Origin of the sequence: Cytobacillus sp. NJ13 (genome assembly GCA_030348385.1) — a bacterium.
Taxonomy (GTDB): domain Bacteria; phylum Bacillota; class Bacilli; order Bacillales; family Cytobacillaceae; genus Cytobacillus.
In genome coordinates this window covers 2,707,727-2,725,719 of the sequence record JAUCFP010000006.1, presented here as the reverse complement: position 1 = coordinate 2,725,719, position 17,993 = coordinate 2,707,727, and the positions used below count along the sequence as shown (strand labels likewise).

The following is a 17,993-nucleotide window of genomic DNA, read 5'->3' as shown; positions in this document are numbered from 1 at the left end:
AAACCATTCACCGCATAAAAACTCCAAAAGAACACAAACTATTCTTTAGTCAAAACGGAGGTGTTCTTATGCCTGAAAAATCTAAAATCAGTTCAACCGAACTGGGTGCATTATGGATGACCTATCAAAAAAAAACAATGATTCTTCGTATTTTAGAATACTTTATAGAGAAATCGGATAATCCAAAGGCGAAAAATTTGATGTCAGGATTGTGGAATAAACTTCATCCAAAAGTTGTTGAAGTTAAAAAACTGCTTCAAAATGAGGGGGCTGCTGTCCCAATCGGCTTTACGGATCAAGATGTCAATGTAAATGCTCCCGTACTGTATGAGAACGGATTTGATATCATGTTTTGCCGGATTTTAAAGGAAATAAGCATGGGCATGTATGTCCTTCATTTAACCATGTCTTATCGAAAGGATATTATTAAGCTTTATAGGGACATGACCGCATTAACTCAGGAATATTATGATAAATTTACTCAATTTCTTTTGGATGAAGGGCTGCTTCCAAGTCCCACCTTTATAAACTTGCCTAAATCAGCTGATTTTGTGACCAGTAATAACTATTTGAAAGGAATGAATATTCTTGGACAGAAGCGCCCCATTAATACGGTGGAATTTGGGCTTATGTATCATGGGATTGAAACGAATATTACCGGCATGCAGCTGATGTCTGGATTTGCTCAATGTGCAAAAGGAGAAGAAGTTAAAAAATATTTTATTAAAGGGAAAGAGCTTTCGAAAGAAATTATTAAAGAGCTGGGGGAAAAGCTTCTTCAAAATGATATCCAGCCGCCAGCCACTTCAGGGGGGACAGTGACAAATTCAACAGAGGCTCCGTTTTCGGATAAGCTAATGTTATTTTGCACCTATCTTTTGTGCGGGTTTAGTATTGGCGGACAGGGATTTGGCATTGGCTTCAGCCTTCGCAATGATTTGAATATGAATTTTGGCAAATTTGGTATTGAGGTTTATGAGTATATACGTGAGGGCGTAAAGATTATGATTTCCAATGGATGGCTTGAGGAAGTGCCGCGGAATTAGGCTATTTTTAATGATTATTTCTCCATAGTATTTTTTGTACTACAAAAAAGATTGCATTGTTAAATAAAACTATATATTATTTTTTGTAGAACAAAAAATATTCCGGAGGGTTTATGAAAGAACAAACCTTTACATCATTCGAACAATATGAAGAGTTTCTTAGAAACAAGATGATCCATAAAGCGAAAAAGAAAGGCCTGGAAGGTGAGGGTCTTGCTGAATATCTGAAAAAACATGAAAATGATGCAGCGCACATTTGGAAGGAAAATGATCTTCAGAAATGGCTGGAAAAAGACGGGTATGTGACCATAGCCGTTTGGAGGGACGAAACAGGACAGCGGAAAATTGGAAGGGGCCGGCCAAAGAAGCCAGAAGGCCAAAAACTTAAGCATTCCATCCATGTCAGGCTGGATGAAGAAATGTTCAAAAAGCTGAATCATTTCTGCCAGGAAAAAAAGGTGGATGTTTCAGAAGCCATACGAATTCTTATCCATAACCTTTGAGCTTAAAGTCCAAAATTCATAGGAAAAGGCAGGAAAATCAATGAATGATTCTTTAGAAAGTATAAGAAATGCCCCGGGTGCACCTTCAAAGTCCAGGCGATTATGGATGGCGATCGTGCTTGGTACTTTAGCTGCGTTTGCCCCGTTATCCATCGACATGTATTTGCCGGCTCTGCCTGATATTGCTGATGATCTGCATACCAAGCCGTCCCTTGTACAGCTAAGTTTGACCTTTTTCCTGCTCGGCCTATCCTTGGCCAGCTGCTTGCAGGGCCGCTCAGTGATGTACGCGGACGCCGGAAGCCGCTTCTAGTAGGATTACTGATTTATTTTGCCGTTTCTCTCTTGTGCGCCTTTAGCCAGTCCATCTGGGGCTTGATTGTGCTTAGGTTTATTCAGGGCCTGGCCGGGGCAGCAGGGATTGTCATCTCCCGTGCGATTGTCGGGGATCTTTACTCAGGCACGGAGCTGACCAAATTTTTCTCTCTGCTGGCTTTAGTGAATGGTGTGGCTCCTATTCTTGCCCCCATACTTGGCGGCCAGTTATTGCGGATTGCTCCCTGGCAGGGAGTGTTTATCGTTTTGAGTGTAATCGGCTTGGTGATGTTTCTTGTCGTACTATTCGGACTGCCAGAAACGCTGCCAGATGATTCCCGTTCACAGGGCGGCATAAAAAACACATTAACTACCTTTCAGCACCTCTTATCTGATCGAAGTTTCATAGGGTATGCATTGTCGCAAGGCCTGGTGTTTGCTGCCATGTTTGCGTATATATCCGGCTCACCCTTCGTCCTTCAGAACATTTATGGGGCCTCCCCGCAGATGTTCAGCCTGATATTCGCCATCAACGGACTTGGAATTATCATTTCCAGTCAAATCACGGGAAGATTAGCCGGTCGGATCAGTGAAAGGAAGCTTTTTACGGCTGGCATATGCATTTCTTTCATTGGGGCTATTGCTCTTTTAATCATGCTTCTTTTAGATGCAGGCTTGTACGCTATTTTGCCGCCGTTATTCTTTGTTGTTTCAAGTATTGGGGTGGTGAGTACTTCAGGCTTCTCGCTTGCCATGCAAAATCAGGGAAAGTCGGCAGGGAGTGCCTCCGCATTACTGGGGGTACTATCTTTAATCTTTGGAGGATGTGTGGCTCCCCTTGTCGGCTTAGGAGACAGCCCGGCAATATCGATGGGGATTGTCATAGCATGTGCCAGTGCCGGGGCTGTACTGTCCTATATGTTCCTGGCAGCCAGGCCCAAGAGGAAATCCATTGATAATGAGAAAGCTGTCATGTAAAAAGTCTATTTATCTAGTAAAATGAATAATAAATGAAAGGGGAAATTAACAATGGATATACAGAAAATAATCACGACTCGCCGCAACATAAAAAAATTCAAATCTGATAAAGTGGAGCATAGTTTAATCACATCCTGGCTGGAGGCTGCGAGCATGGCACCCAACCATAAAATGACGGAGCCATGGGAAGTATTATTTGTTGGTCCGGAAACAAGGGCTAAGCTGAACCACAAAACCGATTTTTGCCAGGCGCCAGTCGTGCTGGCCATCCTATCCAAGCATGGAGCTACCGACCTGGAACGAACTGAGAACATGGCTGCAGTATCCTGCTTTATCCAGAACTTCATGCTGATGGCGTGGGCATCAGGAGTGGGGACATTCTGGTCTTCCCTGGGGGTTTCAGCTGCAGCAAGAACCACTTTAAATGTCCCGGATGATAGCGATGTAGTCGGTATTTTAGGAGTAGGCTTTCCTGAGGAAGTACCAGAAGCGAAGGAACGTACACCGATTGACAGGAAGATTAAGCATTTATCATAAGTATTTTTATAGGGCGCCTATCCAAAACAAGGATGGCGCTCATTTTTTATATTAAAAACAGGCTCTATGAGTAACGGGTCAATTTACTGGAAAGCAGGGAACCTAATAGAACTAAAGAATAGAGAATGTTATAGATTCCCTGAATCATTTATAGGGTCAGACGATTGAGCCCCGAGGCAATTAAAATTTTTTTCTGTGAGTTGAAGATTGCAATCGGAATGGCCAATGTTTATTTAGTTAAGATTGAACATTGATCAATTCACCGTCTCAATATCAGGCGTATTTTTTTGATGATCCTAATTATTGTTAGTAAAAGGAGAATATGGATTTTTATCGTATTATAATTAATATGGAATATTAACGGAAAAATTCCTAATTTCTTTATGGAAGGATGGTCGCAAAATGGATGTAAAGAATGTTCTAAATATGGAGGTATGGCTGGAGGAACATTTGAAGTTGCTTAACCTGACAGATGAGCTTATTCTTCCCAATGGATTTACACGTCTCGGTTATAGTGAAGAAGAAGCTCAGGCAATGGAAGTATTTAAATCTATAGCAATAGAGATGGGACTTAGTGTAAAAAAAGATTTCGCTGGAAACATGATTGCCCGGTGGAGTCCTGGGAATCAGCCTTTCAAACCAGCCCTGGCGTTTGGCTCGCACTTGGACACTGTAAAAGGCGGAGGGGGCTATGATGGAGCAGCGGGTGTCGTCTGTGCACTTGGGGCAGTCAAAAAGCTAAAGGAAGAGGGCTTTCAGCCAGATAGACCAATCGAGGTCATTTGCTTTGCTTCTGAGGAGTCGTCTCGATTTGGCATCTCTACTATTGGCAGCAAAGCAATGGCAGGAATCCTTAATCCAGAAGAACTTGAAAATCTTCAGGATGAAGAGGGAATTACGGTTAAGGAGGCAATAGAATTAAGAGGTGTAAAGTGGGAGGAAATGCCTCAGGCAGAAAGAAATATTTCTGAGTTAAAGTCTTTTGTAGAACTTCATATCGAACAGGGAATGAGGCTTGAAAATGCAGGTGCAGACTTTGGTTCTGTTACTGCCGTTGCATGTCCGATACGCTTGAAAATAAAGATAGTGGGAAGAACCGGACATACAGGGACTGCTCCAATGGGAGGACGGATAGATGCACTAGTAGCCACAGCCCCTTTAATCACGTTTGTAGCTGAGACCGCTGAGCGTTTATCCATCGATAATGAATACCCGATAGTCGCTACAGCAAGTACACTGGCACTTCAGCCAAACACGTTTACTGCCATTCCTGGATCAATAGAATTGGGAATTGATATCCGCAGTGTCGATGACGCTTTGAAGAACAAAATGGTATCCTTGATAAGGGAAAAATGCTCATCGATCAGTGAGGACTTACATGTTAAAATAACAATAAATACACTAGTGAATAATGCCTCTATCATGCTTAGCAGCGAACTTTCCCAAGAGCTGAAAAAAATTGGGGAGTCATTGGGCTATCAGTGTCTGATGATGGAAAGCGGAGCGGGGCATGATGTCATGAATATGAGCAGGAAATGGCCATCTGGACTTATTTTTATCAGATGTAAAGAGGGGATAAGCCACCATCCGGATGAATTTGCAGCTATTAAGGATTTAAGTCTGGGAACCAATATCCTGGTTGAGTACATAAAAAGGAATGTTTAGATGAGAATTAATCTTGGTGTAATAGGTCCTGGTGATTCCGTTGAATTGGTAAAAAAGGCAGCAAGAGAATTTGATAATATTGAAATATTTCTTTTCCCTTATCAAAGAACAGAAGATACAATCCGCATCATCAACGACAATAGACACAAAATCGACCAGTGGTTTTTCTCTGGGCAAGCTCCCTATCATTTGGCGCTGTCACAGGGTCTGATTGCTGTGGAAGATGGTATTTTTCCGCCGCTGAATGGAAACAGCCTCTATAAAACGCTGCTTGAAGCTCAGGTGAAAGAGCAAAAAATACTGAAAAAAATTAGTCTCGATACCATTAAGGAGAACGAGATACATGCAATTCAGAACTCCATTTATCCTTTAGAAATCAATACCTTCCCATACGCAGGCTATATGCCTGCCCAGGACATCATTAATTATCATTTAAATCTCTACCAGGCAGGAAAAATAGATGCGGTGATTACATGCCTGCGGGCAGTATATACTAGGCTGACTGAACTTAAGGTACCTTGTTACCGAGTGACGCCTGACATCATATCTATTAGTCTTATGCTTCAGATTTTAAAAGAGCGGGGAGCCTCTAACTGGTATCGAAAGGCGCAAACTGCGATATTAGGAGTAGAAGTGTTTCAGGTCTCAAGTGATGAACAGCTTTATTCATTTAAGATGAAACATCAAGAATTAGAGCTTAAAAGGCTTTTATTGAATTATGCTGAATTAATAAATGGCTCCTTAGTGCAAATAGGGGATGGGCACTTCCATATTTATACTACCAGGGGAGAAATGGATTTGCATTTAAATGACAGGTCACTTTTCAGGCTGATTGAAGATGTTAAGCTTCACAGTAAATTGCAGATCAGGACCGGACTTGGGTATGGAATCACGGCGCTTGAAGCGGAGCAGAATCTCCGTATAGCAATACAATATGCAAGAGATAAGGAAACACCTGTTATTATATTAGTAGATGAAAGTAAGCAGGTCACTGAAAAGGCTGCTGTAAACGAAAGTTTTTCTTATAGCGGCCGTTCTTTAGGCAAGGAATGGGAAAAGAAATTGAAAGATTCCCAGATAAGTCCTGCTGTTATTAGTAAAATCCAGTCTTTGTCGCAGCACTATCGAAAAAGTATTGTAACATCTCAAGAATTATCCCTCTGGCTGAAGAGCACAGAGCGCAATGCCAGACGAATCTTAGCAGAAATGGAACGCCTGCAGCTGGTACAGCTTGCAGGAGAAGAGCAATCCGGCCAAAGAGGAAGACCGAAAAAAATATATAAATTAAATATTGATCAAAGCCCTTCCATCTAACGCATGATGGAAGGGTTTTTTAATAAAAAAATTTATTATATAAAAAATAGTGAAAAAATTCTGATTCTATACTATACTATTTTTACGGAATAATTAAGGACATATTCCTTAAATGAATGATTTATAAACTATTATTCTAAAAGAGGTGAATTGAGTGGCTCAACTTTCTGCGAAACAGAATACTGAGAAGGAAAAAGGCTTTTCTGGTTTTTTGAATTTTATTGAACGGGCAGGGAACCGCCTGCCGCATCCATTCATGCTGTTTATCTACTTAGCCTTGGCCATGATGGCCATCTCCTGGCTGGTCAGCTTGTTTGATGTTTCAGTAGTTCATCCAGGATCAGGAGAGGAATTAAAAGTAAAAAGCTTAATTTCAGGTGAAGGACTCCGGTTTATTTTAACTTCCATGCTTGAGAACTTTACAGGCTTTAAGCCTCTTGGACTGGTACTGACAATGATGCTTGGTATCGGTTTAACACAAAGAGTAGGATTGTTTGAAAGTGTTATTAAGAAAACGATCATTAATGCGCACAAATCAATTATTACTTACGCGGTATTCTTTATTGGAATAATGGGAAATATTGCTTCAGATGCAGCATTTGTCATAATACCACCGCTGGCAGCTGTGATTTTTTATTCATTGGGACGTCATCCGATTGCAGGTCTTGCCGCCGGATTCGCCAGCTCAGGAATTGGCTTTACAGCAAATATTTTAGTTGCTGGAACGGATGCGCTTCTTTCCGGAATTTCAACTGAAGTTGCTCAGACCATCAACCCTGATGTAATAGTCACACCTATTGATAACTGGTATTTTATGAGTTTATCAACAATAATCCTAACCATAGCCGGTGGATTGCTGACTGAAAAATTCGTAGAACCAAGGCTGGGGACTTATACTGGCAAGTCTGATAAGAAAGAGCTTAATTTTGAGACAAACCATCTGGAAAACAAAGCGCTTAAGAATACCTTAATTGCAGCGATCCTATATATTGCTGCTGTTGCAGCCCTGGTTTTGATTCCGGGTTCACCGCTGCAAAATGAAGATGGCGGTCTTATCCCATCACCATTCTTAGATGGAATTATCCCGATTATTTTTATGTTCTTCATTACCGTTGGTGTTACATACGGTGTATCCATCCAAAAAATCCAAAAAGTTAGTGAAGTACCAGAGTTAATGACTGATTCAATCAGGGAGATGTCTGGTTATATCGTATTAGTATTCGCGATTGCCCAGTTCATTGCTTATTTTAACTGGAGCAATCTTTCAACATGGATTGCTGTAAACTCTGCTGAGTTCCTTTCATCTATGAATTTAACAGGTATGCCTGTCATTATTGGCTTCGCAATCCTTACTGCATTTTTAAGCTTATTCATTATAAGCGGCTCTGCGCTTTGGGCACTGGAGGCTCCAGTGTTCCTGCCAATGCTGATGCTCTTGAATTACCATCCTGCTTTTATCCAGGTGGCTTACAGGATTGGCGAGTCATCAACGAACATGGTTACACCGCTTAATCCATATTTCGCGATCCTGCTCGCATTCATGAATGAATATGATAAAAAGGCAGGAATCGGCACTCTTATGTCGCTTATGATTCCGTATACAATTGTATTCTTTGTTATTTGGGTCATCATGCTGCTTGTATTTGGACTAGCTGGTATTCCAATAGGGCCAGGTGTAGGAATGTACCTTAAGTAAATGTATGAAAAAAGGAGAAGGTACAGCTTCTCCTTTTTCCATTAACTCCAAACGAAAGGTGAGACAATAAATATGAATAATCAAACAACTAGTTTAATCGAAAAAACCTTTGGCCAGATGGTTGAATGGAGAAGGGACTTTCACAAATTTGCCGAGTCAGGCTGGCTGGAATTCAGGACTGCTTCTCTTGTGGCATCCAAGCTGGAGGCATGGGGATATGAAGTTAAAGCCGGTAAAGAGGTTGTGCGTAAAGAGTCAAGGATGGGTGTACCATCGGCTTCAACCCTTGAAGAAAACGAAAAGCGTGCCTTGGAACAGGGCGCGGATCCCAAGTGGCTTCCATATTTTTCAGGCGGTTTAACCGGTGTCGTAGGGACTTTGGATTCCGGACGCCCGGGACCGGCTATAGGACTGCGTTTTGATATGGATGCGCTTGATATACAGGAATCTAACGATGAGGAGCATGTCCCTGTCAAAGAAGGCTTCGTCTCAATAAACGCCAATATGATGCACGCTTGCGGGCATGATGCTCATACAGCCATCGGACTTGGCTTGGCAAAATTGTTATCTGAATCAAAAGATCAGCTGAGCGGTAAAATCGTTTTCATCTTCCAGCCGGCTGAAGAGGGAGTCCGCGGCGCAAAATCAATGGTCGAAGCTGGAGTCCTTGATGAAGTGGATATCTTCTTTGCTTCCCATGTCGGTACTGGGATCCCTCTTGGAGAGGTGGTCAGCGGATCGGATGGTTTCCTTGCAACTACTAAACTGGATGTCACCTATAAAGGAAAAGCCGCCCATGCGGGAGCGAATCCGGAAGCAGGAAATAATGCTTTGCTTGCAGCAGCATCAGCTGTAATGAATTTGCATGCCATTTCAAGGCACAGTGAAGGATCATCCCGTATAAATGTCGGTGTGCTTCAGGCAGGGAGCGGCCGCAATATCATTCCTGCTTCAGCCCATTTAAAGATAGAAACACGCGGAGAGACTACTGAAATTAACGAATATATTTTAAAGAATGCTCTAAGCATCATTAAAGGTGCTGCCGTCATGTATGAGACTGAAGCGGTAATTGATGTTGTGGGAGAGGCTAAAACAAGTGAATCCAATAAAGTTCTGAAAGAATATATTAAAGAAATCACTGAAAAAATTGATGAGGTTGAACATGTCCTGGATGATTCACCGTTTGCGGCGGGTTCAGAGGATGCCACTTACATGATGGAAAGGGTAAAGAATAATAACGGACTCGCTTCCTACATAATCTTTGGGACAAGCCTGGCAGCAGGGCATCACAATGAAAGATTCGATATTGACGAATCTGTCATGAGAATAGCGCTAAAAGCACTATCAGAGCTGATTATTAACATTGAGAGAGTCGAAGGGGTGGCAAAATGAAAAAGGCAGAATATATTTCAAGACTCGATGAGCTGATTGAGGAAAACGGGGAGGAAATTATTAAGGTTGCAGATAAGATTTGGGAGTATGCAGAAACGAGATTTGAAGAATATCAATCTGCTGAACTGCTTGCTTCTGTTTTGGAAAAGGAAGGTTTTAAGGTTGATCGAGGAGTCGGGGGAATTCAGACAGCGTTCATTGCAAGCCATGGAAGCGGCAAGCCGGAGATTGCTATTTTGGGAGAGTTTGATGCACTTGCAGGCTTAAGCCAAAAATCTGGAACTGCCGTCCATGAACCGGTTGCCGAAGGCGGGAATGGGCATGGATGCGGACATAATTTGCTAGGGACAGCCCCTTTGGCAGCTGTGGTCGCAGTCAAAAAATATATGGAAGAAAACAATATGGCAGGAACAATTAAATATTACGGATGTCCAGGAGAAGAAGGCGGTTCTGGTAAAACCTATATGGTAAGGGAAGGGCTGTTCGAAGGAGTGGATTGTGCACTGACTTGGCATCCTGGTTCCTTTAGCGGTATTTTTTCGATGTCCTCGCTCTCAAACTATCAGGTTTATTTTAAATTTAAAGGGACGGCATCACATGCAGCGAATTCCCCTCATTTAGGCAGAAGTGCGCTGGATGCAGTAGAATTAATGAATGTAGGCGTAAATTATCTAAGGGAGCACATCATTCCGGATGCCAGAGTCCATTATTCAATTGTGAATACAGGGGGGGCTTCGCCTAATGTCGTCCAGGCGGAAGCGGAGGTTCTTTACCTGATTCGCGCACCGAAAATAAACGATGTTAAGAGCATTTACGAGAGAGTTTACAATGTTGCCAGAGGAGCAGCTTTAATGACTGGAACAGAGGTAGAAGTAAGGTTTGATAAAGCCTGCTCCAATTACATTCCGAATGACGCATTGGGAAAGGTTCTTCAGCATAATCTGGAGAAGTTTGGACTCCCGATGTATGACGAGCAAGAACAGCATTATGCGAAAAAAATGTATGAAAAAATTACAGAAGATGATAAGAGAAATGCGGTTAATGAGATTCAAAAGATGTCTGGAGGAAAAACATTCAAACCAGCGGATGGCCAGAGCTTTGTTGATAGGGTAATTCCTTATTTTGATGCGTCAAATGAAGTGCTTTTTGGATCAACTGATGTGGGGGACGTAAGCTGGGTCGTTCCGACTGCCCAATTCTGGGGTGCCTGCTTTGTGTTTGGCACTCCTCTGCATTCGTGGCAGCTCGTATCCCAAGGGGCTACATCCCTTGCCCACAAAGGAATGCTTCAGGCCGGAAAAACGCTTGCTGGGGCAGCGATTGACCTATTAACTGATAACGGGCTGATTGAAGAGGCAAAGAAGGAGCTTTTAGAAAAAAGAGATGGAACACCCTATATTTGTCCTATTCCAAGAGATGTAAAGCCATCCCCTCTAAGTAACTAAATATCATTGCAGGGCGGAACAATTTTTGTTCCGCCCTTTTATAAGCAAAGGAAAGTCCAGCTGGATACCCCTCATATTTAAAATCTTTATTTAATTAACCGATTAACCTGTTCCCCGTCATACTCCAAAGGCCATGCCGATGAACATACATCTCGTTGGCGGCAAGCCTGCCATTCACTATATTGCTAACGGAAATTATAGTTAAGTATGAAGCTGTTATCATGGAGAATGGAGAGTACCGATATGCATGATTGAGGTTAAACAAGTCTCATTAAATAATCTCCTAATTCAAACTGATACTAACTTTTACGTCTTTTTGTTAATATAAATCTACTGGGTTTCATTGGTTTAACGATCTTTTGGAAACAATAGCTTCAAGGAGAATCGCAGTGTTTTCCTTTTTGAATTCTCGGACGCTTTTTATGTTTTTGGCAGTTTCCCTGTAAGGTAACGTTTCATGATATAATATTTGAATTAACAGATAATCTAAATATAAAAGGTGGATCAATTAAAAGCTGAATGTAAGGCAGGGTTAACAAAGTGACGACTATTTACGATATTGCAAAAAAAGCTAATGTTTCACCGATGACCGTATCACGAGTGATTAACAACAAGGGGAGTATTAGCGAAAAGACAAGAGAAAAAGTAGAAGCAGTTATAAAAGAGTTAAACTATATTCCTAATTCTGCTGCTCAAAGTTTGAATATTAAAAAGACGAAATTACTATCATTAATCATAACGGATATTACAAACCCCTTTTTTACAAAAGTAGCAAGAGGTGCTGCGGATAAGGCTAATCAAATGGGGTATCAGCTAATTTTATGCAATACAGATGAAGACTATGAAAAAGAGAGTGATTATATTAATGCGTTAATTTCTAAACGCGTAGATGGAGTAATTATTGCTCCAACAGGAGATTCATCAATCAAAAATTTAAATAAATTAATAAAAAACAGGATCCCTTTTACATTAATTGATAGAGAGATTGAAAATGTTTCTTGTGATAAGGTTCTTGGCGATAACTATGAGGGTACGAAATTGCTGCTTCAGCATTTAATTGATAATGGACATGAGAGAATAGCATTGGTGCATGGTCCACTTACAATTTCGACTTCAAAGGAACGGTATCAGGCATTTTTAGAGACGTTAAAAATAAAAGATTTAAACATAGATCCTTTATTTTTGATCGAGACTCATTATAAACAAGAGGAGGATTGGAATGGAATCGATCACCTGGTTAATCTTCCTCCGGCTAAACGCCCAACGGCCATTTTTGCGGCAAATAATTTTATCGCGATTAAAATTATTAATAGCCTGCGGGAAAAAAAGATTAAAGTCCCAAATGATATTGCTGTTGTTTGCTTTGATGATCTAGAATTATTTCTGGACCTTGATCCATTTTTAACAGTATCTTCCCAGCCTGCATATGATTTTGGATATATCGGAACACAATTAGTCATTGAGAGAGTAGAAGAAGTTAGTCCCAAAGAGTATAGAACAATAAATTTAAAACCTGAATTGGTTATCAGAAAGTCATCTGGAACTCCTATTAAATAATAGGAGTTTTTTCATTATAGTTTTAATGAAAGTAAGAACTAAAAGAAGGTCTTTTTTTAGAAAAGTTAGAGTTTTATGAGAATTTATTGACAATTTAAAATTCTTTTGTTATTTTAATGTTATCGGTAACATAAAAATAACAAATTGAAGGTGAGAGTTATAATTGACGCACATCAGCATTTTTGGAAGCTAGAAAGAGGAGATTATTCTTGGCTTACTAGTGATATGGGTGTCCTCTATCAAGATTTTTTGCCGAAAGATTTAATCCCTTTGCTGGAGAAATATCAAATTTCTGGGACGGTGCTTGTACAGGCAGCCCCTACATACGAAGAAACAAAATTTCTTTTATCGTTATATGAACAATATGAATGGATCTATGGTGTGGTTGGCTGGTTGGATTTATCTTCACCATCTTTTCAGGAACAGTTAGATTCATTATTGAAGCAGCCTGGATTAGTAGGATTACGTCCAATGCTTCAAGATATAGAACAAAACGATTGGATTCTTCAAGAACAAGTTATCGAAAATCTAAAATGGATGATTCGATATAACCTTCCACTTGATTTATTAATTAATAATAAGCATACGTCTTCTATTTTAACTTTAATGGAAACACTTCCTGATTTATTGACTGTTATTAATCATTTGGCTAAACCGAATATAACAGATGAAGAAATCAATAATTGGAAAGAAGAGATGAATGCCTTAGCTAAATTTCCAAATGTTTGGTGCAAAATATCAGGGTTAATGACACAAGCGGATACGAAGCAGTGGAAAATAGAAGATTTCAAGCCTTATATTCATCATATTATTGAAATGTTTGGCCCTTCCCGCATTATGTTTGGAAGTGATTGGCCAGTTTGCTTATTAGCGGGGAGTTATGATGATGCGGTTCAAATCATAAATAAATGCCTTCCTGATAGCTTAAGCACATTAGAAAAAGAACAAATATTTTCTGAAAATGCAAAATTGTTTTACAAACTAAAGGAGAGGAGTGCAATCAATGAGTAAGTTAACTAAGGAGCAAGAGATAACAAGTATTGTAATGTCCGAGATTGATAATGTTGCTACCCTTTTGAAAAATATAGATTCTGGTGAAAAGCTGCTATATGCGATTAATGGCAAAAAGGAAGAATTGACAGCAAAACAAGCTATTCCATTTGGACATAAAATAGCCATTAAACCTATTCAGCCATCTGAAAATGTTGTGAAATACGGTCAGGTGATTGGTGCAGCCAGTATGGAGATTACCCCTGGTGAACATGTACATATTCATAATATTGAAGGGATTAGAGGCAGAGGGGATAAAGCGAAAGGGGGTCAAAGTTAATGAAAATGATAAAAGGTTACCGCCGTCCAAACGGTAAAATGGGAATACGAAATCATTTATTAATAATCCCTACTGTTGTTTGTGCTAACCATGTATCAAATAGAATCCAGCAAAGCGTACCTGCTTCAGTAGCTATTCCGCATCAGCATGGCTGCAGCCAAATTGGAGATGACAAAGAACGTACACATAAATTGCTTGCAGGAATGGGGAAAAACCCGAATGTTGGTGCAGTTTTACTAGTGAGTTTGGGCTGTGAAGTGATAGATGCAAGTGAATTAAAAAAAGAAATTGAAGAAACTGGAAAACCTGTCGAATGGATCGATATTCAGGATGCTGGAGGCTCCATCAAAGCGATTCAAAAAGGATCTGAATTAGCAAAGCAATTATACAAAGAAATTGAAAATATCCCTCAAGCAGATATCTCGCTTTCGGAATTAATCCTGGGTGTGAAATGCGGAGGATCTGACGCTACTTCCGGATTATGCAGCAATCCTTCTTTAGGAAAAGCATCAGATATGCTCATAAAACAGGGCGGCACTATTGTAATGGGAGAAACAACTGAAATCATCGGAGCTGAACACATTGTTGCTGAATCAGCTGTCAATGAAGAAGTAGCAAATAAGGTCTATGCCTATGTAGACAAATTTGAAAAAGAGATTGAACGCATTGGCGCAGACATGCGCGGCGGCAATCCAAGTCCGGGCAATATTGAGGGTGGTTTGTCAACAATTGAAGAAAAATCACTAGGCTGTATAAGCAAAGCCGGTACAAGCCCATTAAGAGATGTACTGCCATTTGCCGAGGAAATGCCAGGAAGCGGATATTACTTCATGGATTCGCCTGGGAATGATATCGAATGTGTTTCAGGTATGGCAGCTGCAGGTGTTCATATGGTCTGTTTTACGACGGGAAGAGGAACCCCAACAGGAAATCCAATTATCCCGGTTATCAAAATAACAGGTAATGAAATCACAGCCCGTAATATGGCGGATAACATTGATGTAGATACAAGTCCTGTTATGAAAGGTAAGGAAACAATTGACGATGCAGGAAACCGTGTTTTTGAGACCGTTATAAAAACTGCACAGGGAGAACTGACAAAAGCTGAAGTTTTAGGTCACCAAGAGTTTAGTATCAGCCGAATCAGCATCAGCCTGTAATTAAAGGAGGAGCGAATATATGAGTAAATTAAAAAATCGAATAGCGCTTGTAACAGGCGGTGCCCGGGGAATAGGTGCAGCCATTGTTATGAGATTAGCGGAAGAGGGAGCAAATGTAGCAATTAATTATACGTCACCCGGTTCGTATGAAAAAGCAAAAGCTTTAAAAGAAACAATTGAAGAACTGTTCCATATTCAGGCGATGGCTGTAAAAGCAAATGTAGGAATCAAAGCAGATGTTGACCAAATGATGGACGAAGTAGAAAGAGAGTTAGGATCGGTTGATATCCTGGTAAATAATGCTGGTATTGCGCCATTTGAACCTTTTTTGACGCTTTCAGAAGAAACATGGGACAAAACCTATCAGACAAATGTGAAATCAATTTACTTAACGACACAAAGAGCAGCTAAAAAGATGATTGAAAATAAATATGGAAAAGTCATAAATATTACATCAACTGCTAGTGTTCTCGTGACAAGTCCAGTGATTCCGCATTATATTTCATCAAAAGCAGCGGCAAGCCATTTAACAAAAGCACTGGCCATTGAACTAGGTAAACATAATATAAATGTAAACGCTGTTGGACCAAGCACTGTTGCAACAGATATGTGCGAAGAGTATCTGGAAGATCCTGAAATTTTACAAAAAGAAATTGAAGCGAATCCAATGAAGAGGCTTGGTACTGAAAAACAAATTGGAGATGCGGTGGTATTTTTAGCTTCAGAGGAAGCCATGCAAATAAATGGACATCTGTTAATGGTAGATGGCGGATTAACTGTTAAAGCAGCACAGCCAGAGGATCATATGGATCATGACTTGGAGGTAAAAGTATGAGGCTGCAAGACAAAATAGCGATTGTTACTGGCGGAGGCAGTGGAATTGGTAAGGCGACAGCTAACCTATTCGCTAATGAAGGAGCTTTTGTCATTATTACAGATATTAACCGTGAAAATGGACAAGGAGCAGTAACTGAAATAGAAGAAAATGGCGGGAAAGCAGCGTTTTTTGAAATGGATGTGGCAAATCCCGAAGCAGTAGAAAATGTAGTCGGTCAAATTATTGAAAAATATCGAAAAATAGATATATTATTTAACAATGCAGGGATTAGTAATGTTGGAAGAGTAGACGAAGTAGAGCCGGATGTATGGGACAAAATAATGAGTGTGAATGTAAAGGGAGTGTACTTGCCTTCAAAATATACACTCCCTCATATGATGAAACAGAAAAGCGGTGTTGTTATCAATATGTCATCATGCGCTGCTGAAATGGGACTGGCAAAACGTGCAGCATATTCCGCAACAAAAGGGGCTGTGCTAGCTCTGACGAAAGCTATGCAGGTGGACTATGCTCCGTATCGAATTAGAGTAAATGCTTTACTGCCTGGTACAATTATGTCGCCATTTGTCGAGGATTATTTGAAATCTTCCTACGATGACCCTGAAGTTGCCATTGCAGGTATTAAAAAGAGGCAATTGAGCGGAGAATTAGGAAGACCAGATGATGTGGCAAAAGCTGCATTGTTCCTTGCTTCAGATGAATCGGCATTTATGATGGGATCACCACTTTATATAGATGGCGGAGTTGTTTTTGGAAAAAATGCTTAAAAGGAGATCTTAAAAATGAAATTGGCTACTTTTATAAAAAATGAGAATAAGAAACTAGCTGTACAAATAGATGATAGATTAATAGATGCTGAAGCAACAGCAAAGAAAAACAAATGGAATGATGTTTTTACAGATATCATGCAAGTCATTGAATTAGATGAGATAGCATTAAAAGAGTTTGAAGATAAAGTGAAGGCAGCAGTATCAAATGAAAGTGCTGTTATGATTGAAGACCAAGAGATTGCCTGGGGGCCAGCTGTAACAAAGCCACATAAAATTATTTGTGTGGGATTAAACTACCGCAAACATGCAGATGAAACAAATGCACCATATCCGGAGGTCCCAATCTTATTTAACAAATTTGATAACACATTGACAGGTCACCAATGCGAAATTGAAGTCCCTGCTGTAACGAATGAACTGGATTATGAAGTTGAGCTTGGCATTGTGATTGGTAAGAAGACGAAAAGCGTTTCAAAAGAAGACGCTCTTTCTCATGTGTTTGGTTACTGTACTGTCAATGACTTATCAGCTAGAGATTTGCAAATGAGGACACAACAATGGCTGTTAGGGAAAACATGTGATGGATTTAGTCCAGTTGGTCCTTATTTAGTTACATCAGATGAAGTAGGAGATCCGAACAAACTGGATTTGAAAACATATGTAAATGGTGAGTTACGGCAGAACTCTAATACTTCTGATATGATCTTTTCCTGTGCAGAAATCGTAAGTTATATTTCTATGCACATGACATTAGAACCGGGTGACCTTATTTTAACAGGTACACCAGAGGGAGTCGTATTTGGACTGCCTGCTGAAGAGCGTGTATACATACAGCCAGGTGATGAAGTCACTGTAGAAATTGAAAAATTAGGAAAGCTTATGAATATATTTGTAAAAGATGGAGCTTTACAAAATGCTTAAAGGAATCCCGCCTATTATTTCTCCAGAACTTATGAAAGTTTTAATGGAAATGGGGCACGGAGATGAGATTGTACTCGCAGACGGGAATTTTCCGGCTGCGAGTCATTCCGGCCGTTCAAATCGATTGATAAATGGCAATGGACATGGTGTACCAGAATTTTTAACCGCAATATTAAAGTTTTTCCCATTGGATACTTACGTTCAATTCCCAATATTACTGATGAATACTGTAAAAGGCGATAATAACCCTGCTATTTGGAAGGAATACGAAGATATTGTAAATAAATTGAGTGGATTTCCTGTCCAAATCGAGAAATTAGAAAGGGAAGATTTTTACGATCGCAGTAAGCGAGCATATGCAATAGTGGCTACGAGTGAGCGTGCACCTTATGGAAATATCATTTTAAAAAAAGGTGTGTTTTGAATATGCAGAAGTAAGAAGTATTTCTCCGGAATGCGAATTCAGAAAATTTAGTTTGTTAAACAACTTCGAAAGGCTATCTTAGTATGAGAGTCACTATTTCTC

16 protein-coding genes and 1 pseudogene are annotated in these 17,993 nt (G+C 40.1%); all 17 read left to right on the top strand.

Going from position 1 to position 17,993, the window contains the following annotated elements; all coding sequences use genetic code 11:
- Positions 1–68: 68 nt before the first annotated feature.
- Positions 69–1,046, top strand: coding sequence for a DUF3231 family protein (locus QUF73_13350; GenBank protein ID MDM5227192.1), 978 nt, complete (start codon positions 69–71; stop codon positions 1,044–1,046).
- A 113-nt stretch (positions 1,047–1,159) separates the two neighbouring features.
- A complete protein-coding gene (locus QUF73_13345; GenBank protein MDM5227191.1) occupies positions 1,160–1,549 on the top strand; it encodes a hypothetical protein in 390 nt (129 codons plus the stop codon).
- Positions 1,550–1,589: 40 nt separating this feature from the next.
- Positions 1,590–2,842, top strand: a pseudogene (locus QUF73_13340) (multidrug effflux MFS transporter).
- 51 nt (positions 2,843–2,893) lie between these two features.
- Positions 2,894–3,379: a nitroreductase family protein gene (locus tag QUF73_13335; protein ID MDM5227190.1), complete on the top strand. Its 486-nt coding sequence runs from the start codon at positions 2,894–2,896 to the stop codon at positions 3,377–3,379.
- Positions 3,380–3,781: 402 nt separating this feature from the next.
- Positions 3,782–5,044 carry a M20 family metallo-hydrolase gene (locus tag QUF73_13330; GenBank protein MDM5227189.1) on the top strand — a complete coding sequence of 421 codons (1,263 nt, stop codon included), beginning with the start codon at positions 3,782–3,784 and terminating at the stop codon, positions 5,042–5,044.
- Positions 5,045–6,358: a hypothetical protein gene (locus QUF73_13325; protein ID MDM5227188.1), complete on the top strand. Its 1,314-nt coding sequence runs from the start codon at positions 5,045–5,047 to the stop codon at positions 6,356–6,358.
- A 154-nt stretch (positions 6,359–6,512) separates the two neighbouring features.
- Positions 6,513–8,054, top strand: a complete 1,542-nt coding sequence (locus tag QUF73_13320; GenBank protein MDM5227187.1) for an AbgT family transporter — start codon at positions 6,513–6,515, stop codon at positions 8,052–8,054.
- Between the two features lie 72 nt (positions 8,055–8,126).
- Entirely contained in the window at positions 8,127–9,446 is a 1,320-nt protein-coding gene (locus tag QUF73_13315) for an amidohydrolase (protein MDM5227186.1), read from the top strand.
- Positions 9,443–10,891, top strand: a complete 1,449-nt coding sequence (locus QUF73_13310) for a M20 family metallopeptidase (protein MDM5227185.1) — start codon at positions 9,443–9,445, stop codon at positions 10,889–10,891. Before QUF73_13315 ends, QUF73_13310 begins: the two co-directional genes overlap by 4 nt.
- A gap of 540 nt (positions 10,892–11,431) precedes the next feature.
- On the top strand, positions 11,432–12,448 hold the full coding sequence (locus QUF73_13305; protein MDM5227184.1) for a LacI family DNA-binding transcriptional regulator: 1,017 nt from the start codon (positions 11,432–11,434) through the stop codon (positions 12,446–12,448).
- 150 nt (positions 12,449–12,598) lie between these two features.
- Entirely contained in the window at positions 12,599–13,459 is an 861-nt protein-coding gene (locus QUF73_13300; protein MDM5227183.1) for an amidohydrolase family protein, read from the top strand.
- Positions 13,452–13,778 (top strand): UxaA family hydrolase, encoded by a 327-nt coding sequence (locus tag QUF73_13295; GenBank protein ID MDM5227182.1) that lies wholly within the window; start codon positions 13,452–13,454, stop codon positions 13,776–13,778. Before QUF73_13300 ends, QUF73_13295 begins: the two co-directional genes overlap by 8 nt.
- A complete protein-coding gene (locus tag QUF73_13290) occupies positions 13,778–14,938 on the top strand; it encodes a UxaA family hydrolase (protein MDM5227181.1) in 1,161 nt (386 codons plus the stop codon). The genes QUF73_13295 and QUF73_13290 overlap by 1 nt, the downstream gene beginning before the upstream one ends.
- Before the next feature lie 19 nt (positions 14,939–14,957).
- Positions 14,958–15,773: a glucose 1-dehydrogenase gene (locus QUF73_13285; GenBank protein ID MDM5227180.1), complete on the top strand. Its 816-nt coding sequence runs from the start codon at positions 14,958–14,960 to the stop codon at positions 15,771–15,773.
- Positions 15,770–16,543, top strand: coding sequence for a glucose 1-dehydrogenase (locus tag QUF73_13280; GenBank protein ID MDM5227179.1), 774 nt, complete (start codon positions 15,770–15,772; stop codon positions 16,541–16,543). The genes QUF73_13285 and QUF73_13280 overlap by 4 nt, the downstream gene beginning before the upstream one ends.
- A 15-nt stretch (positions 16,544–16,558) precedes the next feature.
- On the top strand, positions 16,559–17,467 hold the full coding sequence (locus QUF73_13275; GenBank protein MDM5227178.1) for a fumarylacetoacetate hydrolase family protein: 909 nt from the start codon (positions 16,559–16,561) through the stop codon (positions 17,465–17,467).
- Complete coding sequence (locus tag QUF73_13270; protein ID MDM5227177.1) at positions 17,460–17,891, top strand: RbsD/FucU domain-containing protein; 432 nt, start codon at positions 17,460–17,462, stop codon at positions 17,889–17,891. The genes QUF73_13275 and QUF73_13270 overlap by 8 nt, the downstream gene beginning before the upstream one ends.
- Positions 17,892–17,993 lie beyond the last annotated feature (102 nt).

Bases quoted from the DNA above. Each gene is read 5' to 3' on its own strand.
- QUF73_13270 (MDM5227177.1), top strand. From the start codon at position 17,460: ATGCTTAAAGGAATCCCGCCTATTATTTCTCCAGAACTTATGAAAGTT.
- QUF73_13315 (MDM5227186.1), top strand. From the start codon at position 8,127: ATGAATAATCAAACAACTAGTTTAATCGAAAAAACCTTTGGCCAGATG.
- QUF73_13310 (MDM5227185.1), top strand. From the start codon at position 9,443: ATGAAAAAGGCAGAATATATTTCAAGACTCGATGAGCTGATTGAGGAA.
- QUF73_13345 (MDM5227191.1), top strand. From the start codon at position 1,160: ATGAAAGAACAAACCTTTACATCATTCGAACAATATGAAGAGTTTCTT.
- QUF73_13325 (MDM5227188.1), top strand. From the start codon at position 5,045: ATGAGAATTAATCTTGGTGTAATAGGTCCTGGTGATTCCGTTGAATTG.
- QUF73_13335 (MDM5227190.1), top strand. From the start codon at position 2,894: ATGGATATACAGAAAATAATCACGACTCGCCGCAACATAAAAAAATTC.
- QUF73_13350 (MDM5227192.1), top strand. From the start codon at position 69: ATGCCTGAAAAATCTAAAATCAGTTCAACCGAACTGGGTGCATTATGG.
- QUF73_13290 (MDM5227181.1), top strand. From the start codon at position 13,778: ATGAAAATGATAAAAGGTTACCGCCGTCCAAACGGTAAAATGGGAATA.
- QUF73_13285 (MDM5227180.1), top strand. From the start codon at position 14,958: ATGAGTAAATTAAAAAATCGAATAGCGCTTGTAACAGGCGGTGCCCGG.
- QUF73_13280 (MDM5227179.1), top strand. From the start codon at position 15,770: ATGAGGCTGCAAGACAAAATAGCGATTGTTACTGGCGGAGGCAGTGGA.
- QUF73_13295 (MDM5227182.1), top strand. From the start codon at position 13,452: ATGAGTAAGTTAACTAAGGAGCAAGAGATAACAAGTATTGTAATGTCC.
- QUF73_13275 (MDM5227178.1), top strand. From the start codon at position 16,559: ATGAAATTGGCTACTTTTATAAAAAATGAGAATAAGAAACTAGCTGTA.
- QUF73_13330 (MDM5227189.1), top strand. From the start codon at position 3,782: ATGGATGTAAAGAATGTTCTAAATATGGAGGTATGGCTGGAGGAACAT.